This is a genomic window from Pseudomonas sp. WT-JTC (assembly GCF_056711565.1).
This window is the reverse complement of record NZ_CM160042.1, coordinates 3,259,599-3,281,509: the sequence shown is the minus strand read 5'-3', so window position 1 is coordinate 3,281,509 and position 21,911 is coordinate 3,259,599. Positions and strand designations below refer to the sequence as shown.

Genomic DNA, 21,911 nt, shown 5'->3' with positions numbered 1-21,911 from the left:
TTTATTGTGGGTGCAGCGGTTTTGGGACGAGCGAATCCGATGCCTGTTGTTCACAGGCATGGAAGTTGTTGCTATCAGTGGGCGTTAGTTGAAGCCGCTGACTTACAGCGCTTCGCGGTGGCTGACGCCGTCAACCAGGCGGGCGATGCCCAGCGGATTGGCGTTTTTCAGGGCATCTGGCAGCAGGTTGTCGGGGCAGTTCTGGTAGCACACGGGGCGCAGGAAGCGATCGATCGCCAGGGTGCCGACCGACGTGCCGCGCGCATCCGACGTCGCCGGGTACGGTCCGCCGTGGACCATCGCGTCGCAGACCTCCACGCCCGTGGGGTAACCGTTGAACAATACGCGCCCGACTTTCTGTTCAAGCAGGGCCAGCACGTCGCTGACACTGCCGGCTTCGGTGTCTTCGATCATCAGGGTGGCGGTCAACTGCCCGCGCAGGCCGTGCAAGGCCTGCATCAACTCGGCGTGGTCGGCGACTTCGACGACGATAGTGGTCGGGCCGAATACTTCTTCCTGGAGCAATTGATCTCCGTTGATCAACAGGCTGACGTCGGCCTTGAACACTTGTGGCTGTGCCTGATTACCCTGTTGATCGGCGCCGGCCAGGTGCGTTATGCCGGGGTGGGCGCGCAGGTTGTCCAGGCCGTGGCAGTAGCTTTTCAGGGCACCGATGTTGAGCATGGTGTGTGCGGGTTGTTCGTTCATCAATCCGGCAAAACGCTCAAGGAAAGCGCTGAATTGCGGCGAACGAATGCCCAGCACCAAACCGGGATTGGTGCAGAACTGACCCGCACCCAGTACCACCGAAGCGCTCAGCTCGGTGGCGATTTTGTCGCCGCGTGCTTTCAACGCTTCGGGCAACAGCAACACCGGGTTGATGCTGCTCATCTCGGCGAACACCGGGATCGGTTGCGGGCGTGCTGCTGCCATGTCACACAAGGCCCGACCGCCGCGCAACGAACCGGTGAAACCGACCGCCTGAATCACCGGGTGCTTGACCAGGGCTTCACCGACACTGCCGTAAAGCAGGCTGAAGACACCTTCAGGCATGCCGGTTTTTCGCGCGGCGCGAGTGATCGCATCGGCGACGTAATCGGCGGTCGCCATGTGCCCGCTGTGGGCCTTGAACACTACTGGGCAACCGGCGGCGAGGGCGGAGGCTGTATCGCCGCCCGCGGTTGAAAAGGCCAGCGGGAAGTTGCTGGCACCGAACACCGCGACCGGTCCGAGACCGGTGCGATATTGGCGCAGGTCCGGGCGGGGCAGCGGTTGCCGGTCCGGCAGCGCACAGTCGATGCGCGCGCCGTAGAAATCGCCGCGCCGCAGCATCGTGGCGAACAGGCGCATCTGGCCGCTGGTGCGGGCCCGCTCACCCTGGATGCGCGCGGCGGGCAGGGCGGTTTCCTGGCACACGAGGCTGATGAACACTTCATCGAGCGCCTCCAGTTCTGTGGCAATGGCGTCGAGAAAACCGGCGCGACGTGCAGCAGAAAGATTGCGGAAGGTCGGGTAAGCCGTGGCGGCGGCTTGCGCGGCCGCGTTCACTTCGTCCGTTGTCGCTTGATGAAAGCGGTACGGCAGTGCTTCCCCGGTGCTGGCGTCGTAGCTATGCAGGGTGGTCGTACCGTTTGCCGAACGTGTGCCGGCGATATAGTTGTGGCCTGAAACTTCAAACATGTTGGACTCCTGATGAGCGGTGCAATCGGGTTCAAGTGAGCCGGTAGATGCGTCGGGCGTTGTCATGAAACAGGGCCAGCCGTTCAGTGAGGGGACGGTCGCGAACAATGGCTTTGAACCCGTCGAGGACTTCGCTGAGGCTGTTCACCACGCCATCGACCGGGTAATTGCTGGCGAACGCGCAACGGCTGACATCGACAATCGAAATCGCGTCGTTCACCACCCTCCGGTTCGCTTCGACCGGCCATGCCTTGCCGGGAATGCAGATGCCGGAAATCTTCAAGGCAACGTTCGGCTCCCGTGCCAGCAGCGCAAGGTTGGTACGCCACCCGGCCAAGCCTGCTTCGGACCGATCCGCCGGCAGCGCGGTGTGATTGACCACGATGGTCACGTCGGGAAAGTCCCGGGCCAGCTCGGCGGCTTCTGGCAGATGCCACCAGGGCGCCTGCAACTCGAAGTGCAGGCCGTTTTTCGCCAGTTGTGCGTAGCCCTCACGCCAGCGCGGGTCACGCATGGAGCCTGGTTCTGCAAAATCCGCATGCCAGGCCTCACGGCTGGTCACCGTCGGTTTGTGGCGGATGCCGCGCACCAGCGGGTGATTTGCGTACAGGCGCAACAGGTCGAAAGCGTCTTCACGGTCCAGCCGGGCCTGTGCAACCATCGCCGCCACACCGGGTTCGCTATGCGCCAGTGATTCGACAAACGTCACTTCATCGGCAGGGGTTGCCGGGTCCCATTCACCTTCTATGACAACGGTCTGCACCACGCGATGCTTGCTGGCCAGTCGGCGATAGTCAGCCGGCAGAAAGTTGCGGCAAATGGACGAATAATCGCCATAGCGGAACGGCCGCAACGGGCGATCGTTCAGCCACGGGTAGTAATGGGCTTCGACGTCGAAATAGTGTTGATGCGCGTCGACGATGGGCAGGTCCGCATCGTCGCCACTGGCCAGAAAGCGTGTGCGCCAGTCGATACTTGATACCTCATCCATGCAGTTGCTCCAGGCGATAAAAGCGTTGAGCGTTGCCGGCGAACACCGCTTCCTGCACCGCACGGCCCAACGGTGCGAGCATGTCGGCCACGCCATTGGCAATCGTGTCGTAGGAAGCGCGCAGCCCGGCCACTGGAAAGTTGCTGGCGAACATGCAACGTTCAGGGCCGAAAATCTCCAGCGCGGTCAGTACCACCACCCGGTTGTCGGCGTAGTTCCAGGACGAATCCTTCAGGCCGAACTCCGACAACTTGATGTGCACGTTGGGCTGCAAGGCAAGTGCTTCCAGGCCTTTGCGCCAGCGTGCCATGCCTTGCGGGCTGCGATCCCAGGCGAAGCCGGTGTGATTGAGCGCAATGCGGATTTGCGGAAACATCGCCGCCACCTCGGCTGCCTCGACCAGGTGCCACGGCGGCACGCGCAAGTCCCACGACAGATCGTGATCGGCCAGTCGCGCAAATCCTTCCAGCCATTTCGGGTCCTGCATGGTGCCCTTGGCCCCGGTAATCGACACGTCCGGTGACGCCGAGGTCAGCGGTTTCGAACGTATGCCTTTGACCAGTGGCCGCGCAGCCTGGGCGGCGAGTATCTCGGCGCTGTCTTCGCGATCGAACCAGGCGTGGGCGACGATGGCGCTCGGGAAGCCATAACGGGCGTTCACCTGTTCCAGCCACCGGGTTTCGGCGACTTGCTCATCGCGTGCGCGCTCGGCTTCGACATGCACGGTGCCGACCAACCGTTGCTTTTCGGTCAGAGCGAGAAAGGTGTCCGGCAGGAAATCACGGCACAGGCTGTGATAGTCGCCCAGAAAAAAATCCTCGTGATAGTCGTCCTGCAGCCACGGATAACGACCGTTGCCCAGATCCCACAAGTGATGGTGGGCATCGACTAACGGCAGCGCGTCTTCGGCGGCAAGGTTCGGCAAGCCGTTGCGTTCGTGCAGCGTGATCATGACGTCGTCCCTTGTTCAGCGCGTCGCAGTCAATGGGGAAGGGCCGAGCACGCTATCTTCGACGTCGCCTGCAGCGGCTGCTTCGGCTTTGGCCTGGACGCGGCTGCGCAGTTTGGCGACGTTCACCGCTACGCGGGTGTGCGCCGCCGTAGCCACCAGTTCAACGTCATCGCGCACTTCGACGTTGAAGGTGACACTGCGCCCTTCGATGCGCGTGACCGTGGCAACGATGCTCACCGACATTCCCAGCAGCGTGGCGCCGACGTGACGAATATCGACCGCAGCCCCCACAGTATTCTCGCCTTCATCGAGAAAGGTCAGCAGGTAATCGAGGCAGGTCTGCTCGATGTCATCGACCAGGCGCGGCGTGGCGTAGATGCGCAAGTCTTCGCCGAGAAACGAGATGGTGCGTTCCTTGTCGACGGTCAGTCGGCGTTCGGTGGCGGAGCCTGCATGCATTGTGGAGAAATTCATGGAAAACCTCTTGGTCAAGTCAAAGGGCAATTCAGGCATTGGGCAGGAAGCCGATGGAAACCCACGGCACGGCGATCAGCACCGCCAGTGCCACCACCAGCGCGCCGAGGTACGGCCAGACCCGACGCATGGCACCGCTGGGGTCGACCTTGGCAATGGCGCACGCGGCGTAGAACCCCACGCCAAACGGCGGGGCGAACAAGCCCAGGCCCATGGCGAAGATCGCGACCATGGCGTAGTGCACGTCGTTGATGCCCATGGCTTTGGCGATCGGGAACAAGAGCGGTCCAAACAGGACGATGGCCGGGATGCCTTCCAAAAAGCTGCCGAGCAGGATGAACGCCACCGCGGAGATAATCAGAAAGCCCAGCGGGCCGCCCGGCACCGTCGACATCACTTGCGCCAGCTGGTGGGAGAAGCCTGACTGGGTCAGCGCCCATGCCATGGCGGTGGCGCTGCCGATGATGATCAGAATCGCGCCGGACAACGACGCGGTGCTGACCAGGATCGGATACAAGCGGCGCCAATCGAAGCAGCGATAGCACAGCAGACCCACGATGAAGGTGTACGCCACGCCAATGGCGGCGACTTCGGTCGCGGTAGCGACGCCTTCAACCACGGCGGTGCGGATCACGAAGGGCAGGGCCAGGGCCGGCAACGCGACCAGTAGCGAGTGGCCGATTTCCTTTCCCGTGGCGCGTTTACCGGTAGAAACGTCTTTCTTGCGGTTTTTCCACCAGACCACCGCCGCCATGGCAATTGCACCCACGACTGCCGGCATGAAGCCGCCGGTGAACAGTGCGGAAATCGACACACCGGTTACCGAACCGATGGTGATCAGCACCAGGCTTGGCGGAATGGTTTCCGACATCGCCCCGGAGGCGTTGAGCATCGCCACCAGCTCGTTTTCGTCTTCGCCGCGTTTCTTCATTTCCGGAAACAGTGCCGGGGCGATGGCGGCCATGTCGGCAGCCTTGGACCCGGAAATGCCGGAGATCAGGTAGATGGCACCGATCAGCACATACGACAGGCCGCCGCGCACATGACCGATCAACGAGCACAGGAAGCGAATCATCGCCCGCGCCATGCCCATGGCTTCGATCAGCGCGCCCAGGAACACGAACAGCGGGATGGCCAGCAGGATCAGGCTTGCCATGCCTTCGTCCATCCGCCCGACCACCAGGGTCAGCGGTGTGCTGGTCATGGTCGACAGGTACGCCACCGTTGCCAGGCCGAACGCGACCATGATCGGCACGCCGATGACGATCATCGCCATCACGCCGATCATGAAGAAGATCACCAGGTTCCAGTTACCCATCAGCAGCATCGTGCCTTGCGCCACCCACAACAGCGCGGCGAGAGAGGCGAGCATCGCCACTGACACCGAGAAATCGATCAGCCGGGCGCTGGTCAACAGCCGCGCGACGCAGGTCATCAGCATCAGACTCAGGCCGACCGCGATGGCTGACACGCGAAAGGCGTTGGGGATTTCCAGGGCTGCGGTGGTGATGATCCACTCGTCGCTGACGTACTCCCAGGCCGGAGTGAACAGCAGTCCGATGAACGTGATGACGATGACTGCGCCCAAGGTGTCGACGAATGCGCGTTTTTCTACCGGCAAGCGCCCGATGAACGAGGTCAGGCGCATGTGCTCGCCGCGACGCATCGCCACCACCGAACCGAGCATCGCCAGCCACAGAAACAGCAGCGACGCCAGTTCATCCCCCCAGACGATCGGCTGATTGAGTACATAGCGCGAGAACACGTTGCAGAACAGCAACGTGACTTCGATCACCACCAGCAGCGCCGCACTGCCTTCAGTCAGCCAGCGCAAGCCGGTGTCCAGCGCGCGTCCCAGGCGAAACGTGGCGTGGTGTGGGCTGAGTCCTTCAGCGGGTGCGACATCCGTCATTGGCATTTGATTTTTCATGACTGTGTCTCCGGCTTAGGACAGTTGACCCGCGTACTGCTCGAGCAAGCTCCAGGCTTCAGGGCCGTACTTTTCCTTCCACTGGGTGTAGAAGCCTTTGGATTGCAGGTCAGCCCTGAACAATGCACGGTCGACTTTGTTGAAGGTGATGCCGTGGGCGGTCAGGGATGGCTCCAGGCTGGAGTTGAGATCGATCACCTGTTGGCGCTGGACCAGAGCGGCGGCGTTGATCTGCCGCGAGACGATTTCCTGGACATCGGCGGGCAGTTTTGGAAAGGTCTTGCCCGACGCCACGATCCAGAAACCTCCCCAGATGTGGTCGGTCATCGAGCAGTATTTCTGCACCTCATAGAAACGCGCGGACTCGACCACCACCAGCGGGTTTTCCTGGCCATCGACGACCTTGGTCTGCAACGCCGAGTACGTTTCGTTGATGCTGATGCCGGTCGGCGAGGCGCCCAGGGCACTGAACATCGACGTCCACAGCGGGCTGACCAGGACGCGCAGTTTGAAGCCGGCGAGGTCTTGCGGGGTGTTGATCGGCCGCGTCGAACTGGTGATCTGGCGGAAGCCGTTGTTCCAGACTTTTTCCATCGGGATCAGGCCAACTTTCTCGGTCTTGGCGCGTACGTGCTCGCCCAGCTTGCCGTCCAGCGCGGCCCAGACACTGTCGTAGTCCTTGAAAGCGAACGGCATGCTTTCGATCGACATGGCCGGCACCAGTGTCGAAAGAATCGCGCCGGGCAACGGAATGAAATCGATCGCCCCCGCACGCACCTGGGACAGCATGTCGGTGTCGCCGCCCATGGCGCCGTTGGCGTAGACCTGCAAGTCCACTGCGCCATTGGTTTCGACCTTGATGGCATCTGAAGCGGCTTTCATTTGCTTGTTCAGCGGATGGGTGTCGGGCAGGCTGCTGGTGTAGCGCAACACAATGGGCTTGGTCGCGGCGAAGGCGCCGGAAGGCAGCAGATTGGCGGCGAAAGCACCACCCACGGTGACGCCGGCAGACACCAGGAAGGATCGGCGGCTAACGGACTCGGTCAAGATACGGCTCATGATGTTCACCTATTGTTTTTGTTGTAGTTGTTCTAAAAAACAGCGGATCCCTGTAGGAGCGAGCTTGCTCGCGATGGACTTGGGAGCGCCGCGTTTATCCAGCAAACACGCGTTATCGTTAACGTCCATCGCGAGCAAGCTCGCTCCTACAAGGTTCAGGACGCCAGTGCCACCACGGCCTGGCTGCGGATCAGTTCGTCGATTTCGTTTTCCGCGTAACCGCTTTCCTTCAGCACTTCGCGGGTGTGTTCGCCGAGCAGTGGCGCAGGGCGGCTGCTCGGTGGTGCGGCGTTATCCATGTCGGAGAAGTGAATCGGCAGGCCCATGCCGCGTACCCGGCCTTCCGTGGGGTGTTCAGTCTCGACGACCATGCCGCGCGCTTTGGTTTGCGGGTGGGCCAGGGCGGCGGCGATGTCGAGGACAGGTCCGGCAGGCAGTCCGAGGCTGTCGAACAACACCATCCATTCATCGGTGGTGCGCGCCACCAGCACTTCGTTGAGAATTTCCACCAACGCCAGGCGGTGCTCCATGCGCAACGCGTTACTGGCAAAACGCGGATCGGCCTTGAGCTGCGGGACGGCCAGCGCCTCGACCAGTCGCTCGTAGTTGGCCTGGTTGGCGGCGCCGATATTGATCCAGCCATCGGCGGTGCGGAACACCTGATACGGCGCACTGGTGGAGTTGGCGGAGCCCATTTTCGGCAGGATGGTGCCATCGGCGAAATACGCCGCGGCCGGCCAGTACATCTGTTGCAGGCCCGCTTCGAACAGCGAGGTATCGACCATCTGCCCCAGGCCGGTTTTCTGTTTGGCGGCGTAGGCGGCGCAGATGCCGAGGGCGGCGAGGATGCCCGAGTTGATATCGGCTACTGGCGAACCGGCCTTGACTGGCTCGCGTCCGGCCTCACCGGTCATGCTCATCATGCCGCTCATGCCCTGGGCGATCAGGTCGAAGCCGCCTTTCTCGCCGAACGGTCCGCTGCGACCGTAGCCGGAGATCGCGCAATAGATCAGCCCTGGATTGAGGACTTTCAGGGTTTCATAGCCCAGGCCGAATTTTTCCATGGTGCCGGCGCGGTAGTTTTCCGTGACCACGTCGGCGTCCATCAGCAGGCGCCGCAACACGTCACGGCCACCGTCGGTTTTCAGGTTAAGGCCGATCCCGCGCTTGTTGCGGTTGACCACCATGAACGAAGCGGATTCACCGCTGGCCATGATCGGCGAGAAGCGGCGCGAGTCATCGCCATCTGGGACTTTCTCGACTTTCACCACGTCCGCGCCCATGTCGGCCAGCATCATGCCGCACACCGGTCCGGACATGATGTGAGCCAGTTCTACAACACGCATGCCTGTCAGCGGTCCCATGTTATTTGCCCTCGAATTGTGGTTTGGCTTTCGCGATGAAAGCGTTCAGGCCGATCTGGAAGTCCTGGGTGTCGTAGCAGCAATAACTGCTGTCGATCTGCTCGTCGGTGGGTGCGATGCCGGCTTCCAGTTGTCGTGCAGCCTGGCGGTGCCAGCGAGCGACAAGCGGCGCGCCGTTGGTGATGCGCTTAGCCGTGGCGAGGGTTTCCGCCTCGACGTCGACATCGGCCACGACACGGGTCACGAGTTTTTTCACGTAGGCGTCGTTGGCGTCGAGAATGCGCCCCTCCAGGAGAATTTCCAGGGTGGTCGAGCGCCCGGCCAGCGCCACCAGGCCGGCCATTTCGTCATAGGACATGACCAGCCCGAGCTTGCCGACCGGCGCGCCGAAGCGGCTGGAGGTGCCGCAGATGCGCAGGTCACAGAGCGCGGCGATTTCCAGGCCGCCGCCGACGCACACGCCGTGGATCATCGCGATCACCGGGTGCGGACAGTCGGCGATCGCACGCATCGCCGCCGAGGTGACTTCGGCATACACCCGGGCTTGTGCCTGGTTGGCACGCACGCCTGGAAACTCGCTGACATCGGCGCCGGCGGCAAAGGCCTGTTCGCCTGCTCCGCGCAGCACCACGCAGCGCACGCTGAGGTCGGCGGACAATTCGGTCATGACGTCACCCAGGTCCTGCCACATGGACAGGGTCAGGGCATTCATTTTCCCCGGGTGACTGAGGGTGACGATGGCAATGGCGTCTTGCCGTTCGATAAGGACGGTGGGTTTCATGATTGTTCCGCGGGTGTCGGCCGGGCCGACGACGCGGATGCCTCCTGATTTATTGTTGTTGGATAGCGGCTGCTTACAGCGATTGTTCGAGCATCGACAGGTAGTCCGCAGAGGACGCTTCGCGGGGGTTGGTCTTGTGGCTGTGATCGTGCAGCGCGCCTTCGACGATGCCGGCGAACAGGCTCTCGTTCACGCCGATCTCGCTCAGCCGGGTCGGCAGGCCCAGGCGTCGCGTCATGTCTTCGATGGCCGCGCCGATACTGGCACCTGCCTCAAGGCCCATGGCATGGCGCAATCGTTCGAGTTTTCGCTCGTCACGCACCGTCGGGGCATCGGCGTTGAAGTGCACGACCGCAGGCAGGAAGATCGCGTTCAACGTGCCGTGGTGCAGCTTCGGATTGATCCCGCCCAGTGCGTGGGACAGGCTGTGCACACAGCCCAGGCCTTTTTGAAAGGCGAGGGCGCCCTGCATGGAGGCGCTCATCATGTTCATCCGCGCTTCGCGATCACCGGGCTCGGCCGTTGCGCGCTCGATGTGTTCCCAGGCGCGCCACAGGCCGTCGAGGGCGATGCCGTCGGCGGCGGGGTTGAAGGCCGGCGCCATGAAGGTCTCTATGCAATGTGCAATAGCGTCCATGCCGGTGGCGGCGGTGAGCATTGCCGGCAGGCCCAGGGTCAATTCCGGATCGCAGATCGCCACGCGGGGCACGACATACGGCGAGATCACGCCGACCTTGCGCCCGTCATCAAGGATCAGAATGGCGCCGCGACCGACTTCGCTGCCGGTGCCGGCGGTGGTCGGAATCGCGATCAATGGCGCGGTGGCCGGGGTGATGCGATCCAGTCCGCCTTCGATCACCGCAAAACTTTGCAAAGGACCGTCGTGAGTGGCGCAGACCGCCACGCCTTTGGCCAGGTCGATGGAGGAACCACCGCCGACGGCGATGATGCCGTTGCATTCACCGAGTTGGTATTGCGCCACGGCTTCACGCACGGCGTGCTCGTTCGGGTTGGGTGGGGTGGCGTCGAAAATCGTCGGGGCGCGCTCGGCGCCGAGGGCTTTGATGACTTTGTCGACGATGCCGGCATTGCGCACGCCGAGGTCGGTAACGATCAGCGGCCTGGTGATGCCGGCGCGCTCGGCTTCGGCGGCCAGGTGCTGCAGGCTGTCGTAGCCGAACTGGATCTTGGTGATGTAATTGATCAGGGACATGATTCACCGCGAGTTATACAGGATTGTTATTGTTGCAATCGGTCTACGGCAGGAGGACTTTCGTTCTCTGGTCAAAACCATTGCATTGCCTGGTTGTGGGGTGGACTATAGGTCCGTCGTGGCGAGCCTCGATACTGACAACTTTCGATACCTCTATAACTATTAGTTAACCCTGATGACGCCCTCACTGAACTCGATCATGTCCCGCCTGCACATCAAGCAGCTGCGTTTACTGATAGCCCTTGATGAGCACGGCTCCTTGCTGGGCGCTGCCAAACAGGTCGCGCTGACACAACCTGGTGCCAGCAAAGCGCTGCAAGAAATTGAAACCACCTTCGGCACTTCGCTATTCACTCGCACTAACCGCGGGCTTGAACCCACTGATGCCGGACGCTCTGTCATTCGGTACGCCCGGTTGATCCAGACCGATCTCGCGCACCTGCGCGAAGAGATCATCGGCATCAAAAGCGGCGAGGGCGGGCGCGTGTCGGTCGGCACTATCATGGGTGCCGTGCCGCTGTTGACTACGGCGATCAGCCGGGTGATTGCCGATCACCCGAAGTTGTCCATCGAGATCGTCGAAGACACCAGCGCCGCGCTGCTCAGCCAGGTTGACGCGGGGCGCCTGGATCTGGCGATCTGTCGTACTACCATCAGCACCACTCCCTATCTGTATGAGAGCTCGACGTTCGTGGAGGAAACCCTGGCGGTGATCGCCAGCACCCAGCATCCGTTTGCCTATGCCCGGCAGCTGTCGCTCAAGGACCTGGTGGATTACCGCTGGGTGGTCTATCGCGCCAACATGCCGATGCGTTTGCTGTTGGAGCGAGAGTTTCACGAGGCCGACCTGCGTTTTCCGCTGCACCTGCTGGAGACGACATCAGCGTTCGCCACCTTGTCGCTGCTTCAGGAAAACCCGACACTCGTCGCGCTGGTCTCGACCGACGTGGCGAAGTTCTGCTCCGGCTACGGTTTCACCACCACGCTGCCGCTACCCATCACCTCGCGCAGCGAACCGTATGAGTTGGTTTCGCGCAAAAACGTGCCGGACTCACCCGCCGCCAGACTGCTACGCGAGGCGTTGTTGAACCTGGTGTGAACCCAAGGCTACGTTTGGGATATTGACTGGCTTTGGAGCCGCGCATTCGTGCAATTCAGGCAAATATGATTTGCGTCAGACGCGGTGTTTGTAGCGGATAAGCATCGCGATACTTCGCCGGGATTTTGCCTGTCCCATCATTGGCCCATGGAAGGCCATAGCGAGGTTAGAACAATGAATGTGCCCAACCGGCTTGCGCTCCTGATCACGACTGCAGCACTACTCACCGCCTGTGGTGAGTCCTCCAAGTTGCCGTCTCAGGCCAGCGTCGGCTCGGCGCCGCAGTTACCAGAACCCACCACTTCGCTGATCCCCACGTTGAAGGTCTCCAAGGCCATCGGCTGGAAGGGCAATGCCATGCCCACGGCTCCTGCCGGTTTCAAGGTGACCGCGTTGGCCGAGAATCTCGATCACCCACGCTGGTTGTACACGTTGCCCAATGGCGATGTGCTGGTCGCCGAGAGCAACCACCCGCCGATGCCGGAAGGCGCCACGGATGGCGGCACCGGACCGATCGCCTGGGCAAAACGCAGCGTCATGGGGATTGTGATGGAGCGGGTGGGGGCGGATGCGCCGAGCGCCAATCGCATCACCTTGTTGCGCGATGCCGACGGTGATGGCCACGCTGAAGTGCGCAAGGTGTTCATGACCGGACTGACGTCGCCTTTTGGCATGGCTCTGGTGGGCAATGAGTTGTTTATTGCCAATGCCGACGCCCTGGTCAAGGTGCCTTTCAGCACGGGTCAAACCGAGGTGAATGCAACGCCGGTGAAAGTCACCGAACTGCCCTCAGGCATTAATCACCACTGGACAAAGAATGTACTCGCCAACCCCGAGGGAACGAAGCTTTACGTCACGGCGGGCTCCAACAGCAATGTCGGTGAAAACGGCCTTGATATGGAAGAAGGTCGCGCAGCGATTTGGGAAGTCGACGTAAAAAGCGGCGACAAACGTCTATTTGCCAGCGGTTTGCGCAATCCGAACGGGCTGGCCTGGAAACCCGGTTCAACCCAACTGTGGACCGTGGTCAACGAACGCGACGAAATTGGCAGCGACCTTGTGCCTGATTACCTGACTTCAGTAAAGGACGGGGCGTTTTACGGCTGGCCGTAGAGCTACTATGGCTCCCACATCGATACCCGAGTGACACCGCCGCGTCCGCATAAAGTGGCCGAAGCCATCGCACCGGACTACGCGCTGGGCACTCACGTCGCCCCTTTGGGTCTGACGTTCTCTGATTCGCGAGGCATGCCAGCCAACTTTGCCGATGGCGTTTTCATCGGTGAGCATGGCTCATGGAACCGTAACCCGCAGGCCGGTTACAAGGTGGTGTTCATACCGTTCAGCGATGGCAAGCCTGCGGGGATGCCGGTGGATTTCCTGACCGACTTCCTCAACGCTGATGGCGAAGCACAAGGGCGTCCAGTCGGCGTAACCCTTGATCAGGATGGCGCGTTGTTGGTGGCCGATGATGTCGGGAACAAGGTCTGGCGCATCGCAGCTACGAAACCCAGAGAGTAAATGAACCTTTTGCGCAGCAATGCTCACGGCCATAAAAAAGGGCAGCTCAAAGCTGCCCTTTTTCCAGCCTGGTCCTCAGGCGGCGCTAAACAGCTTGTGCGGATCCATGACGAATTTCTTCGGCGCCCCGGCATCGAACTCGTGGTAACCGCGCGGCGCGTCGTCCAGGCTGATCACCTGCACGCCGACGACCTCGGCAATGTTGATTCGGTCCCACATGATCGCCTGCATCAGCTGACGGTTGTACTTCATCGTCGGGGTCTGGCCGGTGTGGAAGCTGTGGGACTTGGCCCAGCCGAGGCCGAAACGAATGTTCAGGCTGCCATGCTTGGCGGCTTTGTTGACCGCGCCCGGGTCTTCGGTGACATACAGACCGGGGATACCGATATTGCCGGCGACCCGCACCACGCCCATCAGCGCGTTGAGCACATCGGCCGGGGCCTCGTGCTGCGCGCCGTCATGGCCGTGGCCACGGGCTTCGAAGCCGACCGCATCGACCGCACAATCGACTTCCGGCTCACCGAGCAGGTTGGCGATTTGCTCGTGCAGCGGAGTGTCCAGGGTCAGGTCGGCGATCTCGAAGCCCTGGGCCTTGGCATGCACCAGACGCAGCGGATTGACGTCGCCGATTATCACCACCGCCGCACCCAGCAGACGGGCGGAGGCGGCAGCAGCCAGTCCGACCGGACCGGCACCGGCGATATACACCGTGCTGCCAGGGCCGACACCGGCGGTCACCGCGCCATGGTAGCCGGTCGGCAGGATATCGGAGAGGCAGGTCAGATCGCGGATTTTCGCCATTGCCTTGTCGCGGTCGGGCAGCTTCAGCAGGTTGAAGTCGGCATACGGCACCAGCACGTATTCAGCCTGGCCGCCGACCCAGTCGCCCATGTCCACATAGCCATAGGCACCGCCGGGGCGCGCCGGGTTGACCGTCAGGCAGACGCCGGTGTGCTGCTCCTTGCAACTGCGACAACGGCCGCAGGCGACATTGAACGGCACCGAGACCAGGTCACCGATCTGCACGTTTTCCACGTCACGGCCCTTCTCGATCACCTCGCCGGTGATCTCATGGCCAAGCACCAGCCCGACCTGGGCCGTGGTCCGACCACGCACCATATGCTGGTCGGAGCCGCAGATATTGGTCGAAACCACGCGCAGGATCACGCCATGGTCAATGCGCTTGCCGCGCGGGTCTTCCATTTTTGGATAGGGGATGGTCTGCACCTCGACCTTGCCTGCGCCGAGATACACGACACCACGATTACCAGACATGCTTTCACCTCGCTTTTGTTGTTGTGAGAACACGGCCCTTGTACTGCGAAGGGGCGCGCGACCTTACAGTGCGGCGGTCTATGTCTTGCGTTTGCGCGTGAATGCAGATTGGTTGGAAGTCACCTTCCAACGACGCGTGATTAGCAGTCATCGTATCGATCCTACGCCTGGTATCAGCACTCTGCGAGGGCATTTAGCACCCAGCCACCATCCCCGTTGGCAGGGCTGGCGCAGGAGTAACTGGCGCTGAGCGCCGTGTTTGCCCCCATCAAAGCACAGTGATGAGGATATTTTAACCTGCGTAAATGTTTTATTGACTAAAGAATAATACCGGGTAATTATTTCCCTGCATCTGCTCTCACGCAGAGTCATTTTTCAGGGGCAACCCGATGAACCAGAACACCGTGCCGTTGCTGGCCAGTCTTTACAGCGAGACGAATGAATCGTCACTCGACGGGCGCATGACGCCTTTGCTGATGCAGGGTTTTCCGGCCGAACCGGAACGCCGCGTCGCGTGGAACAACTGGATGCGCCCGCCGTTCAATCAGTGGGGCTTCCGCAATCTGGCGCGCCTGCGGCCCTCCATTGATGTGCAGGCGGGTTGTGGGCCGGTCAGTACGCTGACGCAAACACCACAGGCACTGGACGAACTGCACTTCGACAGTGAATGTGGTCTGAGCGTCAGTGTCATCGATCACCTGGTGGCCAGTCAGACCGACGCCTTTTTGGTGATGCAGGGCGACACCGTGCTGTTCGAGCGTTACTTCAACGGCCAGCGTCCCCGGGACCGGCACGTCATGTTCTCGGTGACCAAGTCGCTGATCGGCACCCTGGGGGAGCAACTGGTCTGCGATGGCATCCTCAATCCGCAATTACCGGCGGCGAATTACGTGCCTGAACTGTTGGGCAGCGCGTTTGGCGATGCCACGGTGCGCCAGCTGTTCGACATGGCCGTGGGCATCGACTACAGCGAGGTCTATGACGATCCTAATTCAGAGAGTTCGCAGTACGGCTACGCCTGCGGTTTCCAGCCGGCACCTGCGCAGTACGCTCAGTTCGAGTCGCTGTATCAGTACCTGCCGTCGCTGAAAAAACGCGGCAGCCACGGCGGCTTTTTCCATTACGTGACTGCCACCACCGAAGCCCTGGCCTGGGTCATGGAGCGCGCCTCGGGCAAGGCCTGCGATCAGTTGCTGCAAGACATCTGGAGCCAGTTGGGGTGTGAGCGCGACGGCTACTTCATGGCCGACCCTTGGGGGCGCAGTGTCGCCGGTGCCGGTTTCAGCGCCACCGTGCGAGACATGGCGCGTTTCGGCCGCCTGCTGGCCAACGATGGTCGCCAGGATGGCCTGCAACTGCTGTCGACCGAGACCATCGCACGCCTCTTCGCCGGCGCCGATCCGGCGATCTATGCCAAGAACTCCGAGTTCTCCAAATGGACCCCCGGCGCTTCCTACCGTAGCCAGTGGTACGTCTTCAACGACCACAGCCAGGCGATCATGGCCGGTGGCATTCATGGCCAATACCTGTTCGTCGACAAGCCGTCCGGCGTGGTGATCGTCAAGCAGTCATCGCTGACCGAGGCTGTCGGCCCATTCGATGCTGACAGCGTGCGCATGCTGCGTGCCATCGCCGCGCACCTGACTCACTGAAACGCCCCATAACGACAAGAAGTTTGTGTCCTGTCCGCCTGGCTCGGCCAGGTGTTGGCGGCGCTTTGCGCCGCCATTTCACTGCCCTGTAACAACAATAATCACACAGGAGCTTCATATGGTTTCCATGACGCGTTTCTCTCGAACGCTCTTAGCGGTCGGCTTACCCCTGACCGCCCAAGTCGCGCTGGCGAGCTACACCTTCGAGGACGGCAACCTCAAGGGTGAGGTCAACCTCACCGCCGGTGGGGCGACTCTTTCCACCCGTAACGTCAATTTCGGCAGCGGCCGCGTCGATATGCGCAGCGGCAAAAATGACGGCACGAAAATCGACTGGCAAGAGTTCTACGTAAAGCCAGGTATCAAGCTGGACTATTCACTACAGCCTGACTTCAGCCTGCTGGCCGGCGGTTCGCTCGTGGCGGCGACAACCTTTGGCGATGGCGATGCCGGCGGTTTTACGCGCAGCTCTGACGGTGATGTGGCCGCCGAAGAACTCTACGGCGGTATCCGCGCCGGGGAATGGACGCTGACTGCCGGGCGCCAGAACTACATGATCGGCACTGGCTTCATCGTCATGGACGGCAACCTTGACCAGCTCGATGACGGCGCCTACTGGCTTGGCCCAAGAACCGCCTTCAAGGATTCTGCGATCCTGGCCTGGGATCATGGCGCGGTGAAGGCCCAGGCTTTCAGCTTGCGCACCGACGACGATCTGGGTGACTTCCGCATGACGGGCGCCAACCTGGATTACAACCTCGACGACCAGGTGACACTGGGCGCCATGGCGATGAAGGTTCATGCGCTGGGCCCCAACGGCAGCACAGCCCCTCGATTCCGGGACGGGATGCTGGTGTACAACGTAAGGGCACTCAACGCCAAAGTGCCGGGCGTACCCGCCCTGACGCTCAACGCCGAATACGCGCTGGAGAAAGGCAGCGGCGAGGGCGTCGATTACGATGCCAAGGCTTGGTATGGTCAGGCGGACTATGCCTTCAATACCTTGCCCCTGACGCCGGTCATTGGCTATCGCTACGCCAGTTTTTCCGGCGATGACAACCTCACCGACAACCGTCAGAAAGCCTGGGACCCTTTGAGCAAAGGTTTCATCGACTGGAGCACCTGGCTGGTAGGGGACATCGTCGGTAACTACCTGTTGTTCAACAGCAACGAAAACGTTCAGCAGTTCTCACTCAAAACTCACCTGAACCCAACCCTGACCCTCGGCGCGATTCACTATCAGTTCTGGCTGGACGAGAAAAACTACATGGGCGCATCCGTCAGCGATCGGCGCTTTGCCGATGAGAGCGTGGTTTTCCTCGACTGGACGCCGACTCCGTCGTTCTATACGTCGCTGTCCTATAACTGGGTCAAGCCGCTGGCCGCTGCCAGGCAAGTATTCGGCGATGATCAGAAATTCAGCGCGCTGGAACTGTACTTCACCTACCGCTATTAAGTGCCGCGAGCCGCCGCGGCCGCGTAGGAGTGTTTCACCATGAACAAGAATATACGCAACACCCTGTTGTCCGTTGCGCTGTCGTTGCTGACGGCGGGCGTTTCCCAGGCTGAAGAGCGTACGGTGCGGATCTATAACTGGATCGAGTACCTGCCACCGGAGATCCTCAAGAGCTTTCAGGAGGAAACGGGGATCCGTCCGGTCTATGACGTGTTCGACAGCGTCGAGACCCTGGAGTCCAAGTTGCTCACCGGCAACTCTGGCTATGATGTGGTCTACCCCGGCAGCGCCAACCTGAGCCACTTGATCGCGGCGGGTGCCGTCCAGCCTCTGGACCGCAACCAGTTGCCGAACTGGCAGCATCTGGACCCGGAGTTCATGAAATCCCTGGAAGCGGTGGGTGACACGGGCAACCGCTACGCTGCGCCGTACCTGTGGGGCACCACGCTGATCGGCTACAACGTCGACAAGGTTCAGCAGATTCTGGGCGCCAATGTGCAGATGAACAGCTGGGACATGATCTTCAAGGAAGAGAACCTCGCCAAGCTGGCCAGTTGTGGCGTCGGTTTCCTCGATGCAGCCAACGAAATCATGCCCATCGCTTTGCACTACAAGGGCCTCGACCCCAACAGCCAGAAACGCGAGGACTACCCGCAGGCTCAGGCGGCGATGATGAAGATTCGGCCTTACGTCACCTATTTCAACTCGTCGCGCTACGGCATGGACCTCGCCAATGGTGACATCTGCGTCGCCGTGGGCTGGTCGGGCGGCGTGGCGCTGGCCAAACAGCTGGCCGATGCCGCCGGCAAGGGTGTCAGGGTGGAAATGGCGTTACCCAAGGAAGGTGCGCCGATGTGGTCGGACGTGATGATGGTGCCGACCAACGCCCCGCATACCAAAGAGGCCTATGAGTTCATCAACTACATCCTGCGCCCTGACGTCATTGCCCGGATCAGCAACAAGATCGGTTACCCCAATCCGAACAAGGACGCCACCGCGCTGGTGAACGCCAACATCCGTAATAACCCCAACATGTATGTGCCGGAGGAAGCGCGCAAAACACTGTTCGCTCTGCAGCCCATGCCGGCAGCGGTGGAGCGGATCCGCACGCGCACCTGGACCAGCATCAAGACCAATCGCTGATCATCGTGGCCCGGTACTTTTGTGCCGGGCCCGATCTGTCAGCTCAGCAAGGACCTGATGGTCAGTGCGCGTGACCAGTCTCAGAGAAGGCTGGCGAGGTTCAGCCGTTCAAGTGTTTGAGCATCCAGCGTCATCTGCATCGAACGCGCCAGGCTATTGAGTTGGTCCAGGTTGGTGGCACTGGCAATGGGAGAGGTAATACCTGGCTGATGCATGATCCAGGCCAGGGCGATTTGCGCAGGGGAGACCTGCTGCTCCTGCGCCGCCTGATGCAGAACATGCAAAATGCGCATGCCGCGCTCATCGAAGTACTTTTCCAGATCCTCGCGGCGAGCGCTGTGAGTCACGTCATCCAGGCCTTTGTACTTGCCGCTGAGAAAACCCGAGGCCAGGCTGAAGTAGGTCAGGACCACGCAGCCCTCGGCCTGGGCAAACGAGCGCAACTGCTGTTCGAAGTCATGCCGATCATAGAGGTTGTACTCCACCTGAAGGCAGCTGTAATGGGGCAGGGCGTGGCGATCGGCAGAGGATTTAGCGGCCTGTAGATCTTCCAGGGTGTAGTTGGACGCACCGATCGAACGGACCTTGCCGCAGGCGATCAACGTGCCGTAAGTCTCAAGGGTTTCATCGTGTGCTGTCGAGGGATCCGGGTAGTGGGAGAAGTACAAATCGATGTAATCGGTTCGCAGTCGACGCAGCGAATCATCCACGGCTTGCAGGATTCTGTCTTTCGAGAGCCCGTGCTGATGGGGCGATAGTTCGGCCCCGACCTTGGTGATAATTTTCACTTCGCTGCGTCGGTGGCTGTTCTGACTCAGCCATTTGCCGATGATCGCTTCCGATTCGCCGCCGCTATTGCCGCTGACCCAGATGGAATAGGCATCTGCGGTATCAAAGGTGTTGATGCCGAGTTCAAACGCTGCGTCGAGTAGCTTCAGCGAATCTTGTTCGTTGACGGTCCAGCCAAAGACATTGCCGCCTAGCACCAGGCGCGAACTCTCCATCGTAGAACTGCCCAAATAGTCTTTTTTCATACCGGTCCGCCGTTCGATTCAATAATCGGCCCTCTGGTTTTTGGCGTTCAGCCAAACACCTTGCAAGGTGATTGCATCCGTGTGTTTTCTCAGGCCCGCATGCCGTAAAAGAGCAGCTCGGTGATGTTCCTTACCTGAGCGGAGTGGGACTCGACATCCGGCTGTTCCTGGTTGACCAGCCTGAACAACTGCAGGTGTGAATAGTCGTTCAACAAGAAGGCGGCCAGGTCGACGTTGAGGTCCGCGCGTAGCTTGCCAGCCTGTTGCAGCTCTCTGAGCAATCCACTGATTTCAGCCCTGAGCGCATCGTTCATGGAGCGATAGCCTTCGGGCAGCCCGTTGTCGCCGCCAAACAATATCAATGGCAGCAGTTCACGCCAGAGGCTGGGGTGCATGACCTCCAGGGCGTAACCGGTCAGTCGTCGTTCCAGGTAACACATGGCGTCCACCGGATCCTCAATGTCAGGGATCTGGCTGCGGGTGTCCTTGAGTGCACGCTGGTCGGCGTCATGCAGGATTTCCAGAATGATTTCCTGCTTATTACCGAAGTACTTGAACACGGTGGGTGCCGACACCCCAGCCTGGTTGGCGATCTGTTCGATGGTGGTGTTCTGGAAACCCTGACGCTCGAACAGTTCAATCGCTGCCTTGCTGATGGCTTGGCGTCGTTCGACTTTCTGACGCTCACGTAGTCCGCTCACGGGAGATCCCTGTCGCTATGAAAAAGGGAGGGCGGATGTCGCCCAATCATCCATGCAAAATACTTAATCGAGTAAAACATTTAAAGCGATAATTTCTGTAGTGCGCTCTTTCGCGGGAACGAAAGGCTTCGGAGCATCCAGCGAAATGATTTGTTACCTGGATACCGGTGTGTTTTGCGGTGGCACCGAGCCGCGAGCCGATTCCCATATCGCCGTGTGGTAGCGGGCCGCTGAAAACAAGAAAAGAGACCTCGGTCTCTTTTTTTGTTTCTGTGGCAGACGGCGCGTTCATTGCGTTTGTTCGCAACGCCGAACAACCTGGCTTCAATCAGTTTGTCAGAGGGCGAGGTCAGGGTTTGTCCGCGACCGGGTTCGCCGTCCTCAGCTCGGGCATAGTCTGCGGGGCCGATCGGACAATCACGCTGATGATGGTCAGTGCTGCAATCACCAACCCCGGTGAAGTCGCCAGTAACACCCCGGTGGTGCCGGCCCCGGCCGCCAGAATCTGCCCGGCGGCCAACGGCCCGGCCACCGATCCCAGGCGACCGATGGCCACCGCCGCGCCGACGCCGGTGGCGCGCACCAAGGTCGGGTACGACGGCGGTGCCAGGGCGTAAAGCACCAGCTGCGCGGCCATCACAAACAACCCGGCGGAAAAACCGGCGATGGCCATGGGGACGATGCCCACCGACAGGCCGACCCCGGCCAGCGCCACCAGCAACCCGGCGTAGACAAACAGCACCACTTTGATGCCGTTGCAGCGATCCAGCAGCAGCCCGCCGAGCAGGGAACCGAGGGCGCCGCCGATGTTGAACAGCATCTGCACCAGGCCCGCCTGGGGTTTGCTGAAACCCTGTTCCAGCAACAGCGATGGCAGCCAGTTGAGCAGCATGTACATCACGGTCAGGGTAAAGAAGTAGCTCAGCCACAACGCCAGGGTGACGCGGGCCCGATCTTCACCGAACAGCGCCTGGCCGGTTGAAGTGCGCGCCAGGTTGACGCTGCCTTGTTGCTGGCGAAAGGCGCTGGACTCGGGCAGCAGCAGGACCATCAGTGGCACCACCAGCAAGGGCGCGAGACCGCCGATGATGAAGGTCGTCTGCCAATGCTCGGTGAAGAGCATGGCGACCACCGCCGCCAGTGCGCCGCCCAACGGCACGCCGGCATACATGATGCTGATCGCAGTACCGCGACGTTGCTCACCCACGGCTTCGGCACACAAGGCAATCAGGTTGGGCAGGGCGGCGCCCAGGCCCAGGCCGGTCATGAAGCGCGCCAGCAGCAGGCTGGAAAAACTGCTGACGTAGGCGGTGCTGAGGGAGAACAGGCCAAACAGCAGCACGGCGCTGATGAGGATTTTCTTGCGGCCGATGCGATCGGCAATCCAGCCGCCGAAGAAGGCGCCCGGCAGCAAACCGATGATGCCGGCGCTGAATACCCAGCCCATCATTTTCGGATCCAGGGCAAAGGTCTGGCGCAGGCCCGCGGCGGCAGTGCCGGCGGCTTGCAGGTCGAAGCCTTCGATCAGTGCAACGATAAAACACAGGGCAATGGTCAGCGTCGTGCGACGTGATGGGGTGTCCATG

Annotated in this window: 17 protein-coding genes and 1 pseudogene; 5 read left to right on the top strand and 13 right to left on the bottom strand. The window is 61.0% G+C overall.

Annotated elements, in window-relative coordinates; translation table 11 throughout:
* Positions 1–102: 102 nt before the first annotated feature.
* The 9 genes from AC06G5_RS15030 to AC06G5_RS14990 form a co-directional block, all read right to left on the bottom strand.
* Positions 103–1,680 carry an aldehyde dehydrogenase (NADP(+)) gene (locus AC06G5_RS15030; RefSeq protein ID WP_480459818.1) on the bottom strand — a complete coding sequence of 526 codons (1,578 nt, stop codon included), beginning with the start codon at positions 1,678–1,680 and terminating at the stop codon, positions 103–105.
* Positions 1,681–1,711: 31 nt separating this feature from the next.
* A complete protein-coding gene (locus tag AC06G5_RS15025) occupies positions 1,712–2,671 on the bottom strand; it encodes an amidohydrolase family protein (protein WP_413428056.1) in 960 nt (319 codons plus the stop codon).
* A complete protein-coding gene (locus AC06G5_RS15020) occupies positions 2,664–3,623 on the bottom strand; it encodes an amidohydrolase family protein (protein ID WP_413428057.1) in 960 nt (319 codons plus the stop codon). The genes AC06G5_RS15025 and AC06G5_RS15020 overlap by 8 nt, the downstream gene beginning before the upstream one ends.
* Positions 3,624–3,638: 15 nt before the next feature.
* On the bottom strand, positions 3,639–4,097 hold the full coding sequence (locus tag AC06G5_RS15015) for a thioesterase family protein (protein ID WP_413704799.1): 459 nt from the start codon (positions 4,095–4,097) through the stop codon (positions 3,639–3,641).
* 31 nt (positions 4,098–4,128) lie between these two features.
* Positions 4,129–6,027 (bottom strand): TRAP transporter large permease, encoded by a 1,899-nt coding sequence (locus AC06G5_RS15010; protein WP_480459817.1) that lies wholly within the window; start codon positions 6,025–6,027, stop codon positions 4,129–4,131.
* Positions 6,028–6,042: 15 nt separating this feature from the next.
* Positions 6,043–7,086, bottom strand: coding sequence for a TRAP transporter substrate-binding protein (locus tag AC06G5_RS15005; protein WP_413428060.1), 1,044 nt, complete (start codon positions 7,084–7,086; stop codon positions 6,043–6,045).
* Between the two features lie 155 nt (positions 7,087–7,241).
* Positions 7,242–8,450 carry a CaiB/BaiF CoA transferase family protein gene (locus tag AC06G5_RS15000; RefSeq protein WP_413428061.1) on the bottom strand — a complete coding sequence of 403 codons (1,209 nt, stop codon included), beginning with the start codon at positions 8,448–8,450 and terminating at the stop codon, positions 7,242–7,244.
* Between the two features lies 1 nt (position 8,451).
* The gene (locus AC06G5_RS14995) at positions 8,452–9,231 is read right to left on the bottom strand and encodes an enoyl-CoA hydratase-related protein (protein ID WP_413428062.1); all 780 of its coding nucleotides are present in this window, start codon (positions 9,229–9,231) and stop codon (positions 8,452–8,454) included.
* A 73-nt stretch (positions 9,232–9,304) separates the two neighbouring features.
* Complete coding sequence (locus AC06G5_RS14990; protein ID WP_480459816.1) at positions 9,305–10,444, bottom strand: iron-containing alcohol dehydrogenase; 1,140 nt, start codon at positions 10,442–10,444, stop codon at positions 9,305–9,307.
* Positions 10,445–10,619: 175 nt separating this feature from the next.
* On the opposite strand from AC06G5_RS14990, the gene AC06G5_RS14985 reads away from it, so the two are divergent.
* Positions 10,620–11,543, top strand: a complete 924-nt coding sequence (locus AC06G5_RS14985) for a LysR family transcriptional regulator (RefSeq protein WP_413704804.1) — start codon at positions 10,620–10,622, stop codon at positions 11,541–11,543.
* Positions 11,544–11,717: 174 nt separating this feature from the next.
* Positions 11,718–13,064: pseudogene (locus tag AC06G5_RS14980) on the top strand (PQQ-dependent sugar dehydrogenase).
* Positions 13,065–13,139: 75 nt separating this feature from the next.
* On the opposite strand, the gene fdhA reads toward AC06G5_RS14980, so the two are convergent.
* On the bottom strand, positions 13,140–14,339 hold the full coding sequence (fdhA, locus tag AC06G5_RS14975; protein ID WP_413704805.1) for a formaldehyde dehydrogenase, glutathione-independent: 1,200 nt from the start codon (positions 14,337–14,339) through the stop codon (positions 13,140–13,142).
* Between the two features lie 389 nt (positions 14,340–14,728).
* Between fdhA and AC06G5_RS14970 the strand changes: the two genes are divergently transcribed.
* The 3 genes from AC06G5_RS14970 to AC06G5_RS14960 all read left to right on the top strand — a co-directional run bounded on the left by AC06G5_RS14970 (position 14,729) and on the right by AC06G5_RS14960 (position 18,590).
* Positions 14,729–15,991: a serine hydrolase domain-containing protein gene (locus tag AC06G5_RS14970; protein WP_480459815.1), complete on the top strand. Its 1,263-nt coding sequence runs from the start codon at positions 14,729–14,731 to the stop codon at positions 15,989–15,991.
* A 118-nt stretch (positions 15,992–16,109) separates the two neighbouring features.
* On the top strand, positions 16,110–17,447 hold the full coding sequence (locus tag AC06G5_RS14965; RefSeq protein ID WP_413704807.1) for an alginate export family protein: 1,338 nt from the start codon (positions 16,110–16,112) through the stop codon (positions 17,445–17,447).
* 39 nt (positions 17,448–17,486) lie between these two features.
* Positions 17,487–18,590, top strand: a complete 1,104-nt coding sequence (locus tag AC06G5_RS14960; RefSeq protein ID WP_413428069.1) for a polyamine ABC transporter substrate-binding protein — start codon at positions 17,487–17,489, stop codon at positions 18,588–18,590.
* A gap of 80 nt (positions 18,591–18,670) precedes the next feature.
* On the opposite strand, the gene AC06G5_RS14955 is transcribed toward AC06G5_RS14960, so the two are convergent.
* The 3 genes from AC06G5_RS14955 to mhpT form a co-directional block, all read right to left on the bottom strand.
* Entirely contained in the window at positions 18,671–19,624 is a 954-nt protein-coding gene (locus tag AC06G5_RS14955; RefSeq protein ID WP_480459813.1) for an aldo/keto reductase, read from the bottom strand.
* An 89-nt stretch (positions 19,625–19,713) separates the two neighbouring features.
* Positions 19,714–20,325 (bottom strand): TetR/AcrR family transcriptional regulator, encoded by a 612-nt coding sequence (locus AC06G5_RS14950; RefSeq protein ID WP_480459811.1) that lies wholly within the window; start codon positions 20,323–20,325, stop codon positions 19,714–19,716.
* Between the two features lie 349 nt (positions 20,326–20,674).
* The gene (mhpT, locus tag AC06G5_RS14945) at positions 20,675–21,910 is read right to left on the bottom strand and encodes a 3-(3-hydroxy-phenyl)propionate transporter MhpT (protein WP_480459810.1); all 1,236 of its coding nucleotides are present in this window, start codon (positions 21,908–21,910) and stop codon (positions 20,675–20,677) included.
* Position 21,911 lies beyond the last annotated feature (1 nt).